Below are 16,103 nucleotides of genomic sequence, written 5' to 3'. Positions count from 1 at the left end.
CTACTCAAACCTCTCCGCAATATGATGCTCTTCGGCGAGGTCGGAGAAGCGGGTGAACTCGCCCTGGAAGGCGAGGCTGACCGAGCCGGTCGGTCCGTGGCGCTGCTTGGCGACGATGACCTCGGCCTTGCCGCGCATCTCGTTCATCTCGTGTTCCCATTTGATGTATTCGTCGGTGCCCGGCTTCGGCTCGCGGTTCTTCAGATAATATTCCTCGCGATAGACGAACATCACCACGTCGGCGTCCTGCTCGATCGAGCCCGATTCACGCAGATCCGAAAGCTGCGGGCGTTTGTCGTCACGGCTTTCGACCTGGCGCGACAGCTGCGACAGCGCGATGATCGGCACGGCAAGCTCCTTGGCCAGCGCCTTCAGGCCGGTGGTGATTTCGGTGATCTCCTGCACGCGGTTCTGCGAGGATTTGGCACTCGAACCCTGCATCAGCTGGATATAGTCGATGACGATGACGTCGAGGCCGCGCTGGCGCTTTAAACGACGCGCGCGGGCAGACAACTGAGCAATAGAAATGCCGCCGGTCTGGTCGATGAACAGTGGGATCTTCTGCATGGTCTGCGAACAGGCGACTAGCTTTTCGAAGTCCATCTCGCTGATCTCGCCGCGACGGATTTTTGACGACGGGATTTCGGTCTGCTCGGAAATGATGCGGGTGGCGAGCTGTTCCGATGACATTTCGAGCGAGAAGAAGCCGACGACGCCGCCATTGGCCGCCTTGAACGAGCCGTCGGCCTGTTGCGCCGGCACATAGGCCTCGGCGATGTTGAAGGCCATGTTGGTGGCAAGCGATGTCTTGCCCATGCCGGGGCGGCCGGCGATGATGATCAGATCGGACGGCTGCAGGCCGCCCATCCGGCGGTCGAGATCGCGCAGGCCAGTGGCGACGCCCGACAGGTGCCCGTCGCGCATATAGGCGGCGTTGGCCATGTCGACGGCGGTTTTGACCGCGTCGGTGAAGCTCTCGAAGCCGCCATCATAGCGGCCGGTTTCGGCCAGTTCGAACAGGCGCCGCTCGGCATCCTCAATCTGCTCGGACGGCGACATGTCGACCGGCGCATCATAGGCGATGTTGACCATGTCTTCGCCGACGGTGATCAGCGCGCGTCGTGTGGCCAGATCATAGATGGCGCGGCCGTAGTCGGCGGCGTTGACGACGGTGACCGCCTCAACGGCCAGCCGCACGACATATTGCGCGACCGTCATGTCGCCGACCTTCTCGTCGGCCGGCAGGAAGGTCTTCAGCGTGATCGGAGTCGCTATCTTGCCCATACGGATGAGCTCGGCGGCTACTTCAAAGATCTTGCGATGCAGTGGCTCGTAGAAATGGCCGGATTTCAGGAAGTCCGAGACGCGGTAGAAGGCGTCGTTGTTGACGAGGATGGCGCCGAGCAGCGCCTGCTCGGCCTCTATGTTGTTCGGCGCCTCCCGATAGAGTGGTGTTTCCGCCACGCCGAATTTTCGCGCTGCCTCTGCCATGATGTCCCCGATTTCGATCCCGGTCTTTCGATATCAGAACGGGATAAGTCGGTGATGACATATCTGCATCAGTCCCCGTCCAATCAGCTTTGGTGCCCGCGATTCACAGCCGAGGTTTTTCGGTGGAAAGAATCTTGATTGACTCGAATCAAGACGGCGAGCTTAGCCGTTCTCGGGCGAGAACAAAACAGGAAAATAGCTGCCAATCACTCCGGCAGCGCGTCGCCCCAGCCCAGCCGCCGGGCGGCCTTGAACACATCGCCGTCGCGCTTGGTGAACAGTTTCTCATCGGCACTGCCGTCCTTTTCGCAAAGTTTCAGCAGGACCTTGCCGGAGCCTGATTTCGGCGGTGCGATCACACGCGCCTGCGGTGGGGCAACAGCTTGGCGGGAGGCGGCGAGATAGATGAATTTCTCGTCCTCCCATGGCACGTCGGCGTCTTTGGCCAGCCGGTGCAGGCGCGAACGCGCGACGCGCTGCGAAAAATGGCACCAGTCGGGCGGCACGAGCGGGCAGGGCTCCTCATGCGGGCAAGGCGCAAGCACATGCGCTCCCGCCTCGATCAGTTGCCGGCGCACGGCAAGAATGCGCTGCCATCCGGCCGGCGTGCCCGGCTCGACGACCAGCAGCGTGTCGTCGGTCAGGTGCCAGAGCCGGTCGATGAGTTTTGGCAGCGACGCCGGTCCGATCTCGTCCAGCACATAGGCGCAGGTGACCAGCTCGGCCGGCTTGAGATCGGCAAGGTCGATGGTGACATCGCCGGCCAGCCAGGCGATCCTGGCCGTCATCGCCTCAGTGGCAAGCGCCTCGCCGACCCGGCGCACCGCGGCGCTCGCCTCGATCAGCACCGCCTGCTCGAGGTCGGGCCAGAGATCGAGCGCAGCCCAAAGCACGGTACCAGGGCCGGCGCCGACATCGAGCAGGCTTTTGGGCGCATAATCGGGCCTTGGTTCGCTGACCGCATCGAGGCTGGCATGGACGGCGGCATAGGTTGCCGGCAGCCGCGTCGCCAGATAGGCCTTGACCGCCATCTCCTCGGCCATGTGCAGGCGCCCGTCGCGCAGTTCGGCGCGGTAGCGGTCCGACAGCGTTTTTGCCGCTTGCTTCAGCGTCGGCAGCGGCACTTTTTCGAGGAGGCGCTCGACGCCCTGTCGAAGCGGGATAGGCAGTTCCATAGCTCAGGCACCCCGAGGTGCGAGCAGGATGACCGAAGCGCCAACGATGCAGAGCGCGGAACCGGCGAGGTCCCAACGGTCGGGGCGAACGCCTTCCACCAGCCACAGCCATCCGAGCGAGGCGGCGATGTAAATGCCGCCATAGGCAGCATAGGCGCGGCCCGCCGCGCTGATGTCTACCAGCGCCAGCAGGAAGCCGAACAAAGCGAGCGAGACCAGGCCCGGCGCCAGCCACAACGGTGACTTTTCCAGCCGCCACCACGCCCAGATCGAAAAGCAGCCGGCGATCTCGGCAAGGGCAGCAACGATGTAGATGAGATAGGTCATGAAAAAAGGTCTCGCGGCGGCGACGAGACCTTTTTCAGCGTGCGGGCCGGCAATGGCAAGCGGCAATGGCGTGATCGTCGACAGTCTATTCCGTATCAGCCACCTTGCGGCGCCGCGCGGGCTTGGCGGCAGGGGCTTTTGGGCGATGTCCCATGTCGCGCATCTCCAGCGCCTTCTCGCATTTAGCCATATAGTCGCGAGACATCGGCAGCGTGTCGTTCTTCTTGGCAATCTGGATCTGGAAGATCACCAGATCCTGCCAGCGGAAGGCTGCTTCCGAGGCCCCCAGGTAGAACTCCCACATGCGGCAGAAACGCTCGTCATAGATCGCCTTGGCCCTGTCGCGATTGGCGGCGAAGCGCTCGCTCCAATGCCTCAGCGTCTCGGCATAATGTAGCCGCAGGATTTCGATGTCGGTGACGATGAGGCCCGACTTTTCGATCGCAGGCATTACTTCAGAGAGCGAGGGTATGTAGCCGCCGGGAAAGATGTATTTGCGGATGAAGGCGCTGGTTGCCCACGGCGCGCCGGAGCGGCCGATCGTGTGCAGCAGCATGACGCCGTCCGGCTTCAAAAGCGTCGCCGATTTGTCGACGAAGGTGCGGTAGTGGTTGACGCCGACATGCTCGAACATGCCGACCGAGACGATGCGGTCGAAGCGCTCGTTGAGCTCGCGATAATCCCTCACTTCGAAATGCACGCGGTTTTCCAGCCCCTGCGCATGGGCGCGGTCGGTGGCGACGCCATGCTGTTCGGTCGACAACGTCACACCTTGCACGTCGACGTCGAAGGACTTGGCGAGATAGATGCCGAGCCCGCCCCAGCCGGAGCCGATGTCGAGCACCGTCTGGCCGGCCTTCAGCCTGAGCTTGGCGGCGATGTGGCGCTTCTTGGCGGCCTGGGCCTCATCGAGCGTCATGTCCGGTTGCTCGAAATAGGCGCAGGAATACTGCATGTCCTCGTCGAGGAAGAGCCGGTAGAGGTCGCCCGACAAATCATAGTGGCGCTGCACGTTACGGCGCGCGCGCGCCGCCGTGTTGATCTGCTGCAGGCGGCGGAAGGCGTGGCGCAGGCCCTCGATCGCCTTCGACCAGGTGGCGTCGATGCCGCCGCTACCCATGTTCTGGAAGGCGATGCGCATCACCCCCAGCACGCCGCCCTCGAGTATGTCGAGTTCACCGTCCATATAGGCTTCCGGCACCGCCAGCATCGGATCGAAGGTGATGGCGCGCTCGGCATGCGCGGTCTTGATGTGCATGTGCACCAGATCGCCGCTGCCGTCGCCGAAGATCACCGAGAGGCCTTTCGGTCCGGTGACTTTGAGATTGCCGGTGCGCACCAGGCGGTCGAGAATGCGTTTCAGCAGAATATTCATGACCAATGTCCCCTCTCGGTCAGACACGCTGTCTTGGCGCATGACCCCGAAAATCGAAATCGATTTTCGGAAAGGATCATGCGCCAAACCAAAGTTCTACAGAATCCTTTCCGCGTCCAAAGGACGCGCGGCGCTGTAGTCTGCCTCAACATATAGGGGTTCGAAAAGTTCCTTTTGGCACAAAAATGCCCAGGCGAGGGGCCCGGGCATTGGTCCAGAAATGATTGGAAGCCGACGAAACGTTTTAAAGCGCCGCTCTGACGCTTGTGACGTGCAATCAGCCGTTGTCTTCGCCGCCTTCGAACTCGGCATTGGGGTCGAAGAAGTTGTCCGGGCGGGCATTGTCGTTGATGTCTTCGCCATAGATGGCTTCGGCGGTGGTCAGCGTCTCGCCCTTGGCCTGGCGCTCGGCTTCGTCGGCCGTGCGGGCGATGTTTAGCGTGATGGTGACCTCGACTTCCGGATGCAGCGCGATCGCCACATTGGTAAGGCCGATGGTCTTGATCGGCTGGTTGAGCAGGATCTGGTTGCGGTTGACCGAGAAACCTTCCGCCGTCAGCAACTCGGCGATGTCGCGGGTCGACACCGAGCCGTAGAGCTGGCCGGTTTCGCCGGCCGAACGCACCGCGATGAAGCTCTTGCCGTCGAGCTTTTCCGAAATCTGCATGGCCTCGGACTTGCGCTCGAGGTTGCGGGCTTCGAGCTGGGCGCGCTGGCCTTCGAATTTCTTCTTGTTGGCTTCGTTGGCGCGCAGCGCCTTGCCCTGCGGCAGCAGGAAGTTGCGGGCGAATCCATCCTTGACCTTGACGGTATCGCCCATCTGACCGAGGCGGGAAACGCGCTCGAGAAGAATGACGTCCATGGTTTTGTTCCTTCGTTTGGGCGCCAAATCGCTGGCATCGACGCCGAATTGTTTGGAACAGGTCAGGAAGCTGAGGGCGTCGCCGCCTGTGTCGCTGTCCTGCCTGTCGCGGCAGTTAGAGGTCTTCACCTCAACCCGGGATTTGATGGCAACCCCGCGGCGCCCGTCGCCGTGGGAAAAGCGGGCGGCGAACCGCCCGCTGAAAGAGTGCTAGCGAACCACGTAGGGCAGCAGGCCGAGGAAGCGGGCGCGTTTGATCGCCTTGGCGAGCTCGCGCTGCTTCTTCTGGCTGACGGCGGTGATGCGCGACGGCACGATCTTACCGCGCTCGGAAATGTAGCGCTGCAGCAGACGTACGTCCTTGTAGTCGATCTTGGGCGCGTTGGCGCCGGAGAACGGGCAGGTCTTGCGGCGGCGGTGGAACGGGCGCCGGGTCGGGATCTGGTTGATGTCGACCATTATTCTGCACCCCCTTCAACACCTTCGCGCGGACGGCGCGGACCACGTTCTGCACCGGCGTCGCCACCGAAGCTGCGCGGCGGGCGATCGCCACGGTCGCCGCGATCGCGGTCGCCGAACGAGCGCGGGCCGCGGTCACGGTCGCCGAAGCCGCCGCGTTCCGAGCGCTCCTCGCGCTTCTGCATCATCGCCGACGGGCCTTCCTCATGCGCATCGACCTTGATGGTGAGGAAGCGTAGCACATCCTCGGACAGGCCCATCTGACGCTCCATCTCGTTGAGTGCGGCCGGCGGGCAGGTGATGTCCATCAGCGTGTAGTATGCCTTCCGGTTCTTGTTGACCCGGTAGGTGAGGGACTTCAGTCCCCAGTTCTCGACCCGGCCGACGGACCCGCCATTCGCGGAGATGACGCCCTTGTACTGTTCGACAAGCGCATCGACCTGCTGCTGCGAGAGGTCCTGCCGGGCAAGAAACACATGTTCGTAAAGAGCCATATTGTTCTATTGCCTTTCTTCGTTTCTCTCCCGGTTCCCGGCGGCAAAAGCCTCTGCAACTTCTCTGACCCGCCGATCCCTAGGGGGCGGGGAAGAAAGGAGCATGACGAGACGGTCGAGAGCGGAGACACGGGAGGCGGAAGCGCTTCTGGCTCCACACGAAGGTTTCGAAAAAACCTCCGGCCCTCCGTTCAGCCCCCAGCAAGGACCGGCAGATTGCGGGCGTCTATACAGGAATTTGGCCGCAAGGCAAGGGCGAGCCGAAAATCCGCCGCCGCGAGGGCGACATGTCGCGGCATCTTCAGCTTGTATGCGGAACGAGCTTCTTCACCGTTTCCGGGAAGAAATCGGGCGCTGCGCGGCGCTTGCCGAACATCATGTCGTATTGCAGCAGACGGAAATCGCGAATGGCCGGGTCGATTTTCTTCTTGCGCGCCCAGTCCGGCGTGGCCTCGCCCGCCGGCGTCATCAACAAATTGCGGTCGACGACGCTGTAGCGCTCGCGCATCTGGCCGAGGAAGCCGGTGTAATAGGGGTGGCTGATCCCGGCCGTGGTCAGGACATGGTAGGGCAGAAAGACTGGACTGACAGTGCCCATGTCCGCGACCGGACCGGTGCGGTTGGACCATACGATCAGCGGTGTTCGGTGATGCAGCAGCATCTGGTCGGGCGGCTCCTTGCGTGGCGCGACGTTATCCTTGAGGAAGCCGGTCTCGACATAGACAGGACCGAGCGGCGGCAGATGGTCGCCGAAGAAGGCGATGACCGTCGGTCGCCGCCGGTTCTTCGCCCATTCGACAAGGCGCTCGAGGCTCTTGTCGGCGTCGGATGCGCCTTCCGTGAAGCTCAGCAGCGAATCCTTTGCCCACTGGCTGGTCGGAGCCTGCACCTTGTGGGTCGGATTGTAGTAGCGATTCGGTTCGTAGGGTCCGTGGTTTTGCAGGCTGACGGCGAAGTAGAAGAACGGATTGTCCGTGGCGTCGGCTTCGCGGATGATCTCGTCGGTCATTGCCGCGTCCGACGCTAGCGGCCCGCGCTTTTCGAGATACGGCATGTTTTCTTCGGACTTGAAGTCATCGAAGCCGAACTCCGCATAGACCGGCGTTCGGTTCCAGAACCAGCTTGTGCCCGGATGGATGGCGCGCGTCTCATAGCCCTGGCTCTTCAGGAACGTTGCCATCGACGGCACCGGCGCGCGGACATATTGCTGGTAGGGGATGCTGCCGGCCGGCAGGAAGGCGTTGGAAAGGCCGGTCAGCGCCTCGAACTCGACATTGGCGGTCATGCCGCCGAATTCGGGCGAGAATACGTGGCCAGAGCGCAGCGCCCGCACGTTGGGAATCGGATCGGGCGTGATGGTGACGCCGGGCAGTTCGGTCGGATCCCAGAAGGATTCGCTCATGACGATGATGATATCTGGCTTCTCGGTCGGTACCGATGCCTTCACATCAGGCCTTTCGATCGCCGCGATCGCTTTGTCGGAGTAGCCGGCAGGCGCGGGGACATGGGCCATCGGCACGTTGAGCGCGAAGGCCAGTGCGAAGCCGTTGGAGGCGTAATTTTCCTTCTGGTCCCACATGATCGGGATGATTTGCAGCCGGTCGCGGGTCCACGAGAACGTCGCGTAATCCATGATCGACACGAAGAAGGCGAGCAGCGGCACGGTCAGCGTCAGCCTGGCCAGCCGCCCCTTGCGACCGAGCGCCGGTACCCGGCGGCGCCACAGCCGCCAGCCATAAACGAGCAGCGAGAGGCTGCCAACGATGCCGACCGCCAGAGCGATGGCGGTTCCCGGACGTTCGCGCACCAGAAGCGGCATCAGCGCTACGATCTGGCGTGAATAGAGGAAATCGGTCGGATAGAGCGGATCGCCGAGATAAAGCGATTTCTGATGGCCGACGAAGGCCAGCGCCAGGGTCAGCGGCGCGACGATAATCAGGCTCTGGTGGCTGCGGCCGAGCACTGCGTCGAGGCCGATCAGAATCAGCGCGAAGATGATGATGGTGGTCCAGCCCGGCTTGAAGGGCTGCAGGAAGAATGCGACGGTACCGGCAAAGTCGCCGCGCACGATCAGTTCGATCGCAAAAACCAGGATGGTGGCGGCGAGAAGGCTGACGAGGCCATAACGGATAACAGGCCATTTCCGGCCCGGCAGATAGCCGGTGGCCGGATCGCCTTCCAGAAACTGTGGCGCGGCTTTGCCAGCGCCCTTCCTAGTCCTTGCCACCTTACAATTCCCCCGACCATACACAAAAGCGTCATTGAGCTGTCATCGATATGTCACGAAAAGCTAGCGCCTGTGGCTGAAATAAGAAGAGCCAGCAAACGAATCGTGAGCGATTTTCATCATGAGTGATCGATAAAAAGCCTTTTGGAACAGGTACTCGGCCAGCAATACCGAGCCGGAGTGGCCCGGGTCGGGCCGATACCGGACTTGACTTGCCCGCCCGCCTTGCGTCACAGGCAGGAAAAAATCAGCCGGTTGGGAGCCACACATGGCCGTTGCATTCACCTTTCCGGGACAGGGCAGCCAAGCTGTCGGCATGGGCAAGGACCTCGCCGACGCCTTTCCGGAATCGCGGAAGATCTTCGAAGAGGTCGACGACGCGCTCGGCGAAAACCTGTCGAAGCTGATCTGGGAAGGGCCGGAAGAGACGCTGACGCTGACCGCCAATGCCCAGCCGGCGCTGATGGCTGTGTCACTTGCCGCGATCCGGGCGCTGGAATCGCGCGGCTTCTCGCTGAAGGACAAGGTCGCCTATGTCGCCGGCCATTCGCTCGGCGAATATTCGGCGCTTGCCGCCGCCGGTTTCGTTTCGGTCGCCGATGCCGCCCGGCTCTTGCGTATCCGCGGCAATGCCATGCAGGCGGCAGTGCCGGCCGGCGAGGGCGCCATGGCGGCGATCATCGGGCTGGAACAGGCCGATGTCGAAGACGCCTGCGCTGAAGCGGCCAAAGGTTCAGCCAAAGATTCAGTTTGCCAGATTGCCAACGACAATGGCGGTGGCCAACTGGTGATCTCCGGCGCCAGGGCGGCGGTCGAACTGGCGGCGAGGCTGTGCACGGATAAAGGCGCCAAGCGGGCGCTGATGCTGCAGGTCTCGGCACCTTTCCATTCGGCGCTTATGGCACCGGCGGCCAAGGTCATGCGCAATGCGCTGGCCGAGGTCACGAAGAACGCGCCGTTGGTGGCCGTAGTCTCTAACGTGTCGGTCACCCCGTCCAGCGATCCGGACGCAATCGCCCGCCGCCTGGTCGAACAGGTGACCGGCCGCGTGCGCTGGCGCGAAACGGTGGAGTGGTTCGGCGCAAATGGCATTGCGACACTTTACGAGGTGGGCGCCGGCAAGGTGCTGTCGGGACTGGCGCGGCGCATCAACCGCGATATCGCCACCGGCGCTGTCGGCACGGCGGCGGGTGTCGAGGCGGCGCTGGCGGCGCTCGCATAACCGCCGAGATTTGACCCCACCCGTGTAGGGTGTTCTCTTAGATCAGGAGACAAGACATGTTCGAATTGACCGGCCGCAAGGCGCTCGTCACAGGCGCATCGGGAGGCATCGGCGAGGCTATCGCCAGGGTGCTGCATGCGCAGGGCGCCGTTGTCGGCCTGCACGGCACCCGCGTCGAAAAGCTGGAGACGCTGGCGGCCGAGCTCGGCGAGCGGGTCAAGCTGTTCCCGGCGAACCTTTCCAATCGCGACGAGGTCAAGGCGCTCGGCCAGCAGGTCGAGGCCGATCTCGAAGGCGTCGACATTCTCGTCAACAATGCCGGCATCACCAAGGACGGTCTGTTCGTACGCATGGCGGACGCCGACTGGGATACGGTGCTCGAAGTCAATCTGACCGCCGTGTTCCGGCTGACCCGCGAACTGACCCATCCGATGATGCGGCGCCGGCATGGCCGCATCATCAACATCACCTCTGTGGTTGGCGTCACCGGCAATCCCGGCCAGACCAATTACTGCGCCTCCAAGGCCGGCATGATCGGCTTTTCCAAGTCGCTGGCGCAGGAGATCGCCACCCGCAACATCACCGTCAACTGCGTCGCTCCGGGCTTCATCGAATCGGCGATGACCGACAAGCTCAACGACAAGCAGAAAGAGGCGATCATGGCAGCGATCCCGACACGGCGCATGGGCACCAGCGCCGAAGTCGCTTCCGCCGTCGCCTACCTCGCTTCCAACGAAGCTGCCTATGTCACCGGCCAGACCATTCACGTGAATGGCGGCATGGCGATGATTTGACAGTTGCGGGAAAACACCCCTTTTCGCCTTGGACCCAGGCCGATTTTCGTGTAATGCGGCCCGCAACCCGGCGGTTCGGGCAAAAACCGGCCCGGTGCTGTTGCGTTTCCGGCCGGACCATCTTTCAGCTTGATTAGCGGCATTCTGCCCGCTAACGAAGACAGACAAACAAAAGACGAGGATGCCCAAATGAGTGACACCGCAGAGCGCGTCAAGAAGATCGTTATCGAGCACCTTGGCGTCGATGCCGACAAGGTGACGGAGCAGGCGAGCTTCATCGATGATCTGGGCGCGGACAGTCTCGACACGGTCGAACTCGTCATGGCGTTCGAAGAAGAATTCGGCGTCGAGATCCCGGACGATGCGGCCGAAACCATCCTGACTGTTGGCGATGCGGTGAAGTACATCGATAAGGCTTCTGCCTGACGCTATTTGCAGTCATCACCGAGGAGGACCTGCGATGAGGCGTGTCGTCGTCACGGGCCTTGGGCTGCTTTCGCCCTTCGGCGTAGGCTTCGAGCATGGCTGGAAGGAGCTTCTTACCGGCCGCAGCGCAGCCAAGCGCATCACCGAGTTCGAGGTGGAGGATCTTGCCTGTAAGGTCGCCCACGTCATTCCGCGCGGTAATGGTGAGGACGCCACCTTCAATCCCGAGGCCGTTCTCGAGCCGAAGGAACTGCGCAAGATCGGCGACTTCATCCTCTACGGGCTCGCGGCCGCCGACGAGGCGCTGAAGGATTCGGGGTGGGCACCGAAGACGCATGAGGAACAGTGCGCCACCGGCGTGCTGATCGGCTCCGGCATCGGCGGCATCGAAGGCATCGCCGAGAACGCGTTGATCCTGAAGGAGCGCGGACCGCGCCGCATCAGCCCGTTCTTCATCCCCGGCCAGATCATCAATCTCGTCTCCGGCCAGGTTTCGATCCGGCATGGGCTGAGAGGCCCCAACCACGCCGTCGTCACCGCTTGCTCCACCGGCGCGCATGCCATCGGCGACGCCGCTCGGCTGATCATGTGGGGCGATGCCGACGTGATGGTCGCGGGCGGCACCGAGGCGCCGGTGACGCGGCTGTCGATCGCCGGTTTCGCAGCCTGCCGTGCGCTGTCCACCGACCGCAACGACGCTCCGGAAACGGCCTCGCGTCCCTATGACCGCGACCGCGACGGCTTCGTCATGGGCGAAGGCGCCGGCGTCGTCATTTTGGAGGAACTGGAACACGCCAAGGCACGCGGCGCCAAGATCTATGCCGAGGTCACCGGTTACGGCCTGACCGGCGATGCCTATCACATCACCGCGCCGGCCGAAGATGGCGACGGCGCCTTCCGCTGCATGGTTGCGGCGCTGAACCGGGCCAAGCTGACGCCCGCAGACGTCGACTACATCAACGCGCACGGCACCTCGACCATGGCCGACACGATCGAGCTCGGCGCCGTCGAGCGGCTGGTAGGCAATGCCGCGTCGAAAATATCGATGTCGTCGACCAAGTCGTCGATAGGCCATCTCCTGGGTGCGGCGGGCGCCGCCGAGGCGATCTTTTCGATCCTCGCCATTCGCGACAACATCGCGCCGGCCACCATCAATCTCGACAACCCGGAGCGCGAAACGGCGATCGACCTGGTGCCGCACAAGCCGCGCGCCCGCCAGGTCGACGTGGCGCTGTCCAATTCCTTCGGCTTCGGCGGCACCAACGCCTCGCTGGTCTTCCAGCGCTACAATGGCTGACCGGTCCGCCGACCGGCACGGTCTATGCGTGCCGTCAATTTTGCCATATTCGCCCCTACTGTGCCCAAGGGGATTCGTTGCACGATCAAACGGTAGGGCGCCATGAGCACAAATTCGGCGGACAATGGGGAATTCGGGCAACGGTCCGCACCGTCGGGTCCGATCATGCCGAAGACGGCCAGCGAAGCATTGCGGCCTGAAGCCGGCACGCCGCCGCCCAAGCGCTCGCGCGCCTCGCGCAGCCAGTTCGTCGTGTTTATGAACTTCGTCATCTCCTTGGTGATGCTGTTGGTTCTGGCGGCCGGTTTTGCATTGTATTTCGGCAAGCAGGAATTCAACGAGCCCGGCCCGTCGGCCAATGCCGACACCTTCCTGGTCAAGCCGAACACCGGCGTCCAGGAAATTGCAGAGCAGCTCGAGCGGCGCGGACTGATCAGCGACGCGCGCATCTTCCGCCTTGGCGTGCGTGCCTTTGGCAATGATTCGGAACTGAAGGCCGGCGAATACGAGATCAAGCCGCAGGCCTCCATGCGCGACATCATGGAGTTGCTGAAGAGCGGCAAGTCGGTGATGTATTCGCTGACCGTCCCCGAGGGACTGACGGTCGAGCAGGCGCTGCAGCGCATCGCCGATCAGGCAGCGCTCGACGGCGATATGCCGGCGACCATTCCACCCGAGGGCAGCCTTGCCACCGACACGCTGCGTTTCACCCGCGGCGCGACACGCCAGCAGATGGTCGAGAAGCTTTTGGCGGATCAGAAGAAGCTGGTCGAGGATGTCTGGCAGCGGCGCGCCCCCGATCTGCCTCTGGCCAATGTCGACGACTTCGTCATCCTGGCTTCGATCGTCGAGAAGGAGACGGGCAAGGGCGACGAACGCTCACGGGTCGCCGCCGTCTTCCTCAACCGGCTGGCCAAGGGCATGCGGCTGCAGTCCGATCCGACCATTATCTACGGTCTGTTCGGCGGCAAGGGCAAACCCGCCGACCGCCCGATCTACCAGTCGGACATCAAGAAGCCGACGCCCTACAACACCTATCTGATCAATGGCCTGCCGCCGACGCCGATCGCCAATCCCGGCCGTGCGGCGCTGGAGGCGGTAGCCAACCCGTCGAAGACCGACGACCTCTATTTCGTCGCCGACGGCACCGGCGGTCACGTCTTTGCCGCGACGCTCGCCGAGCACAATGAGAACGTCGCCCGTTACCGGGCGCTGCAGAAGAAGCTGGCCGACGAATCCGCCAAGGCCGGTGCTGCCAAGGCCGACGCCGCCAAGGTGGAAGGTCAGACCGATGCGCCGGTTGACGGCGGCGATGGCGATGCGGGAGCGGCGCCGCAGTAGCGCCGGACGGTTCTGGGATCGTCCCTCCGATTCGTTGACGGCAGCGGACGTGCTGATTTTGAGATCAGGAGCGTCTGCGTCCGATCCGGCGCGAAGAGGCGCTCCGGCATTTTGAAGCCGCGCATGATCTGGCCCGGAACCGCTTCCGGGATCATGCGCCAGGGGGAAGCAAGGGCATTATGAATTTGCAGAGCATGACCGGTTTTGCGCGGGCCGTCGCCGAACATGACGGCACGTCGATCGCCTGGGAGGTCAAGTCGGTCAACGGCAAGAGCGTCGAGGTCAGGCTGCGGCTGCCGCAGGGCCTCGAGCGACTGGAGCCGGCCGTCAGGCAGACGGTGCAAAAGCGCTTTGCGCGCGGCAATTTCCAGGCAACGCTGACCGTCGGCCGCGCCGCCGGCCAGCAGGCGCAGCCAGTGGTCAACGAGGTCTTCCTTAGGGATCTGGCACGGCTGGCCAAGCGGCTGCAGGAGCAGTTCGGCGCAGCGCCTGCGACAGCCGACGGGCTGCTTTCGCTACGCGGCGTGCTCGACATCCCCGAAACCACCGAAACCGAAGAGGCGCGGGCGGTGCTCGACAGCGCAATTCTCTCGGCGCTCGAAGTGGCGCTGGGCGGGCTGGAGCAGGCACGCCAGGGCGAGGGCGCCGCCCTGCGCTCGCTACTGTCCGGCCATATCGACGCTATCGAGGCGCTGACGCTGCGCGCCGAGGCCGATCCGTCGCGCGAGCCGGCGGTGATCCGCGAACGGATTGCCGAGCAGGTTCGGCTGCTGATGGATGCCTCCGCCAATCTCGACGCCAGCCGGTTGCATATGGAAGCGGCGTTCCTGGCCACCAAGGCCGACATCCGCGAGGAGATCGATCGGCTGAAGACGCATGTGGCGTCCGGCCGGGTGCTGCTGGCAGGCGGCGGCGCCATCGGCCGCAAGCTCGATTTTCTGGCACAGGAATTCAACCGCGAATCGAATACGCTGTGTTCGAAGTCGAACGCCGCTGGTGTCACCGCCATAGGGCTGGAGCTGAAGGCGGTGGTCGACCAGTTTCGCGAACAGGTCCAGAATCTGGAGTAACCCTGATGGTTGCCAAGGAGCCTATGGTTGCCAGGGATTTGGGTTCCCGCATTCGCCGCCGGGGTCTGATGCTCGTGCTGTCGTCGCCGTCCGGCGCCGGCAAGTCGACGATCGCGCGCAATCTTCTGGAGAGCGATTCCAGTCTCGAACTGTCGGTCTCCGTCACCACGCGGCCACGCCGCGGCAGCGAGATCGAGGGCGTCCACTATCATTTCCGCACCGTGCGCGAGTTCGAGCGGCTGCGCGATTCAGACGAACTGCTCGAATGGGCCGAAGTGCATGGCAATTGCTATGCGACGCCGCGTGAACCGGCCGAACTGGCGCTGGCACAGGGCCGCGACATGCTGTTCGACATCGACTGGCAGGGCGCCCAGCAGCTCAAGGAGAAGATGCGCTCCGACATCGTCTCGATTTTCATCCTGCCGCCCTCGATGAAAGAATTGAAGGCGCGGCTGAAGCGCCGCGCCGAGGACCAGGAATCGGTGATCGAGACGCGTCTGAAGAACGCCCGCAACGAGATCGAGCACTGGAAGGAATATGATTTCGTCATCATCAACGACGATCTCGACCGTGCCTTCGCCGAAGTGCGCGGCATCGTCACCGCCGAGCGGCTCAGACGCGATCGCCGGCCCGGCCTGTTCGATTTCGTCTCGGGGTTGCTCGACGAGAAGACGGACTAGGGGCCGGCGCAATCACACCGCGTTGGTCAGTCGCACGAATTCCTCGACGCTCAAGGTTTCCGCCCGCCGCGTCGGATCGATGCCGGCGCGGCTGAGCAGGGCTTCGCCGCCGAGGCTCTTGACGCTCTGCCGCAGCATTTTGCGGCGCTGGCCGAAGGCCGCTTCGGTGACGCGGCTGAGCTTCTTGACCTCGGCGGGCAGGGGACTCGCCCGCGGCACCAGATGCACCACCGACGACACAACCGTGGGCGGCGGCGTGAACGCTTGCGGCGGCACGTCGAAAGCGATTTTTGCCTCCGTCCGCCAGCCTGCCAGCACGCCCAGCCGGCCATAGGCATCGCTGCCGGGGCGGGCGACGATGCGCTCGGCCACCTCGCGCTGGAACATCAGCGTCATCGATGCGTAGAAGGGCGGCCACTCGGCGACGGTCAGCCAGCGTATCAAAAGTTCGGTGCCGATATTGTAGGGCAGGTTGGCGACGATCCTCACAGATCCATTGCCCCCATGCGCCCCTTTGGCAAGCGCTGCAAAATCCGTCTTTAGCGCATCGCCGGCAATGATCTCCAAACGGCCCGGATAGTGATCTGACACCTCCGCGAGCGCTGCCAGGCAGCGCTCGTCGCGCTCGATGGCGATGACCCGACCGGCGCCGTGGGAAAGCAGCGCCCGGGTCAGGCCGCCGGGACCCGGACCGACCTCGATCACCGTGGCGTCCTTCAGGTCGCCGGCGGCGCGCGCGATCTTGCCGGTCAGGTTGAGGTCGAGCAGGAAATTCTGGCCGAGCGCCTTTTTCGCCTGCAGCCCATGGCGTTCGATCACCGCGCGCAACGGCGGCAGCCCGTCGATGCTCATGCGACCGCTCT

Annotated in this window: 16 protein-coding genes; 7 read left to right on the top strand and 9 right to left on the bottom strand. The window is 63.4% G+C overall.

From position 1 onward, the window contains the following. The 8 genes from AC0L14_RS17375 to AC0L14_RS17340 all read right to left on the bottom strand — a co-directional run bounded on the left by AC0L14_RS17375 (window position 1) and on the right by AC0L14_RS17340 (window position 8,410). Window positions 1-1,491 carry a replicative DNA helicase gene (locus tag AC0L14_RS17375; RefSeq protein ID WP_123149771.1) on the bottom strand — a complete coding sequence of 497 codons (1,491 nt, stop codon included), beginning with the start codon at window positions 1,489-1,491 and terminating at the stop codon, window positions 1-3. A 206-nt stretch (window positions 1,492-1,697) separates the two neighbouring features. Then, window positions 1,698-2,666, bottom strand: a complete 969-nt coding sequence (locus AC0L14_RS17370; protein ID WP_473528036.1) for a small ribosomal subunit Rsm22 family protein — start codon at window positions 2,664-2,666, stop codon at window positions 1,698-1,700. Window positions 2,667-2,669: 3 nt separating this feature from the next. Beyond that, window positions 2,670-2,993, bottom strand: a complete 324-nt coding sequence (locus tag AC0L14_RS17365) for a YnfA family protein (RefSeq protein ID WP_091590534.1) — start codon at window positions 2,991-2,993, stop codon at window positions 2,670-2,672. 85 nt (window positions 2,994-3,078) lie between these two features. Further along, window positions 3,079-4,368 carry a class I SAM-dependent methyltransferase gene (locus tag AC0L14_RS17360; protein ID WP_473750201.1) on the bottom strand — a complete coding sequence of 430 codons (1,290 nt, stop codon included), beginning with the start codon at window positions 4,366-4,368 and terminating at the stop codon, window positions 3,079-3,081. Between the two features lie 277 nt (window positions 4,369-4,645). Next, window positions 4,646-5,230: a 50S ribosomal protein L9 gene (rplI, locus tag AC0L14_RS17355; RefSeq protein WP_095496637.1), complete on the bottom strand. Its 585-nt coding sequence runs from the start codon at window positions 5,228-5,230 to the stop codon at window positions 4,646-4,648. 210 nt (window positions 5,231-5,440) lie between these two features. Then, window positions 5,441-5,689 (bottom strand): 30S ribosomal protein S18, encoded by a 249-nt coding sequence (gene rpsR, locus AC0L14_RS17350; RefSeq protein WP_006203718.1) that lies wholly within the window; start codon window positions 5,687-5,689, stop codon window positions 5,441-5,443. Further along, window positions 5,689-6,183: a 30S ribosomal protein S6 gene (gene rpsF, locus AC0L14_RS17345; RefSeq protein WP_292204681.1), complete on the bottom strand. Its 495-nt coding sequence runs from the start codon at window positions 6,181-6,183 to the stop codon at window positions 5,689-5,691. Before rpsF ends, rpsR begins: the two co-directional genes overlap by 1 nt. Window positions 6,184-6,484: 301 nt before the next feature. Beyond that, entirely contained in the window at window positions 6,485-8,410 is a 1,926-nt protein-coding gene (locus AC0L14_RS17340) for an LTA synthase family protein (protein ID WP_473528035.1), read from the bottom strand. A gap of 268 nt (window positions 8,411-8,678) precedes the next feature. On the opposite strand from AC0L14_RS17340, the gene fabD reads away from it, so the two are divergent. The 7 genes from fabD to gmk all read left to right on the top strand — a co-directional run bounded on the left by fabD (window position 8,679) and on the right by gmk (window position 15,240). Next, complete coding sequence (gene fabD / locus AC0L14_RS17335) at window positions 8,679-9,632, top strand: ACP S-malonyltransferase (protein WP_473750200.1); 954 nt, start codon at window positions 8,679-8,681, stop codon at window positions 9,630-9,632. Window positions 9,633-9,688: 56 nt separating this feature from the next. Continuing rightward, window positions 9,689-10,426, top strand: coding sequence for a 3-oxoacyl-[acyl-carrier-protein] reductase (gene fabG / locus AC0L14_RS17330; protein WP_473486691.1), 738 nt, complete (start codon window positions 9,689-9,691; stop codon window positions 10,424-10,426). Between the two features lie 189 nt (window positions 10,427-10,615). Beyond that, window positions 10,616-10,852, top strand: coding sequence for an acyl carrier protein (locus AC0L14_RS17325; protein ID WP_006203723.1), 237 nt, complete (start codon window positions 10,616-10,618; stop codon window positions 10,850-10,852). A 34-nt stretch (window positions 10,853-10,886) separates the two neighbouring features. Next, the gene (fabF, locus tag AC0L14_RS17320) at window positions 10,887-12,149 is read left to right on the top strand and encodes a beta-ketoacyl-ACP synthase II (RefSeq protein WP_473528033.1); all 1,263 of its coding nucleotides are present in this window, start codon (window positions 10,887-10,889) and stop codon (window positions 12,147-12,149) included. 102 nt (window positions 12,150-12,251) lie between these two features. Continuing rightward, on the top strand, window positions 12,252-13,490 hold the full coding sequence (gene mltG / locus AC0L14_RS17315) for an endolytic transglycosylase MltG (protein ID WP_473639396.1): 1,239 nt from the start codon (window positions 12,252-12,254) through the stop codon (window positions 13,488-13,490). Between the two features lie 179 nt (window positions 13,491-13,669). Further along, complete coding sequence (locus tag AC0L14_RS17310; RefSeq protein WP_473486694.1) at window positions 13,670-14,560, top strand: YicC/YloC family endoribonuclease; 891 nt, start codon at window positions 13,670-13,672, stop codon at window positions 14,558-14,560. 5 nt (window positions 14,561-14,565) lie between these two features. Continuing rightward, window positions 14,566-15,240, top strand: a complete 675-nt coding sequence (gmk, locus tag AC0L14_RS17305) for a guanylate kinase (protein WP_473750199.1) — start codon at window positions 14,566-14,568, stop codon at window positions 15,238-15,240. Window positions 15,241-15,252: 12 nt separating this feature from the next. Here gmk and rsmA read toward each other — a convergent pair whose 3' ends face one another. Next, complete coding sequence (gene rsmA / locus AC0L14_RS17300; RefSeq protein ID WP_473750198.1) at window positions 15,253-16,092, bottom strand: 16S rRNA (adenine(1518)-N(6)/adenine(1519)-N(6))-dimethyltransferase RsmA; 840 nt, start codon at window positions 16,090-16,092, stop codon at window positions 15,253-15,255. Window positions 16,093-16,103 lie beyond the last annotated feature (11 nt).

The organism is Mesorhizobium sp. WSM4841 (assembly GCF_055811515.1).
Note: the sequence above shows the minus strand (reverse complement) of the source record. Positions and strands in the feature narration are given on the sequence as shown.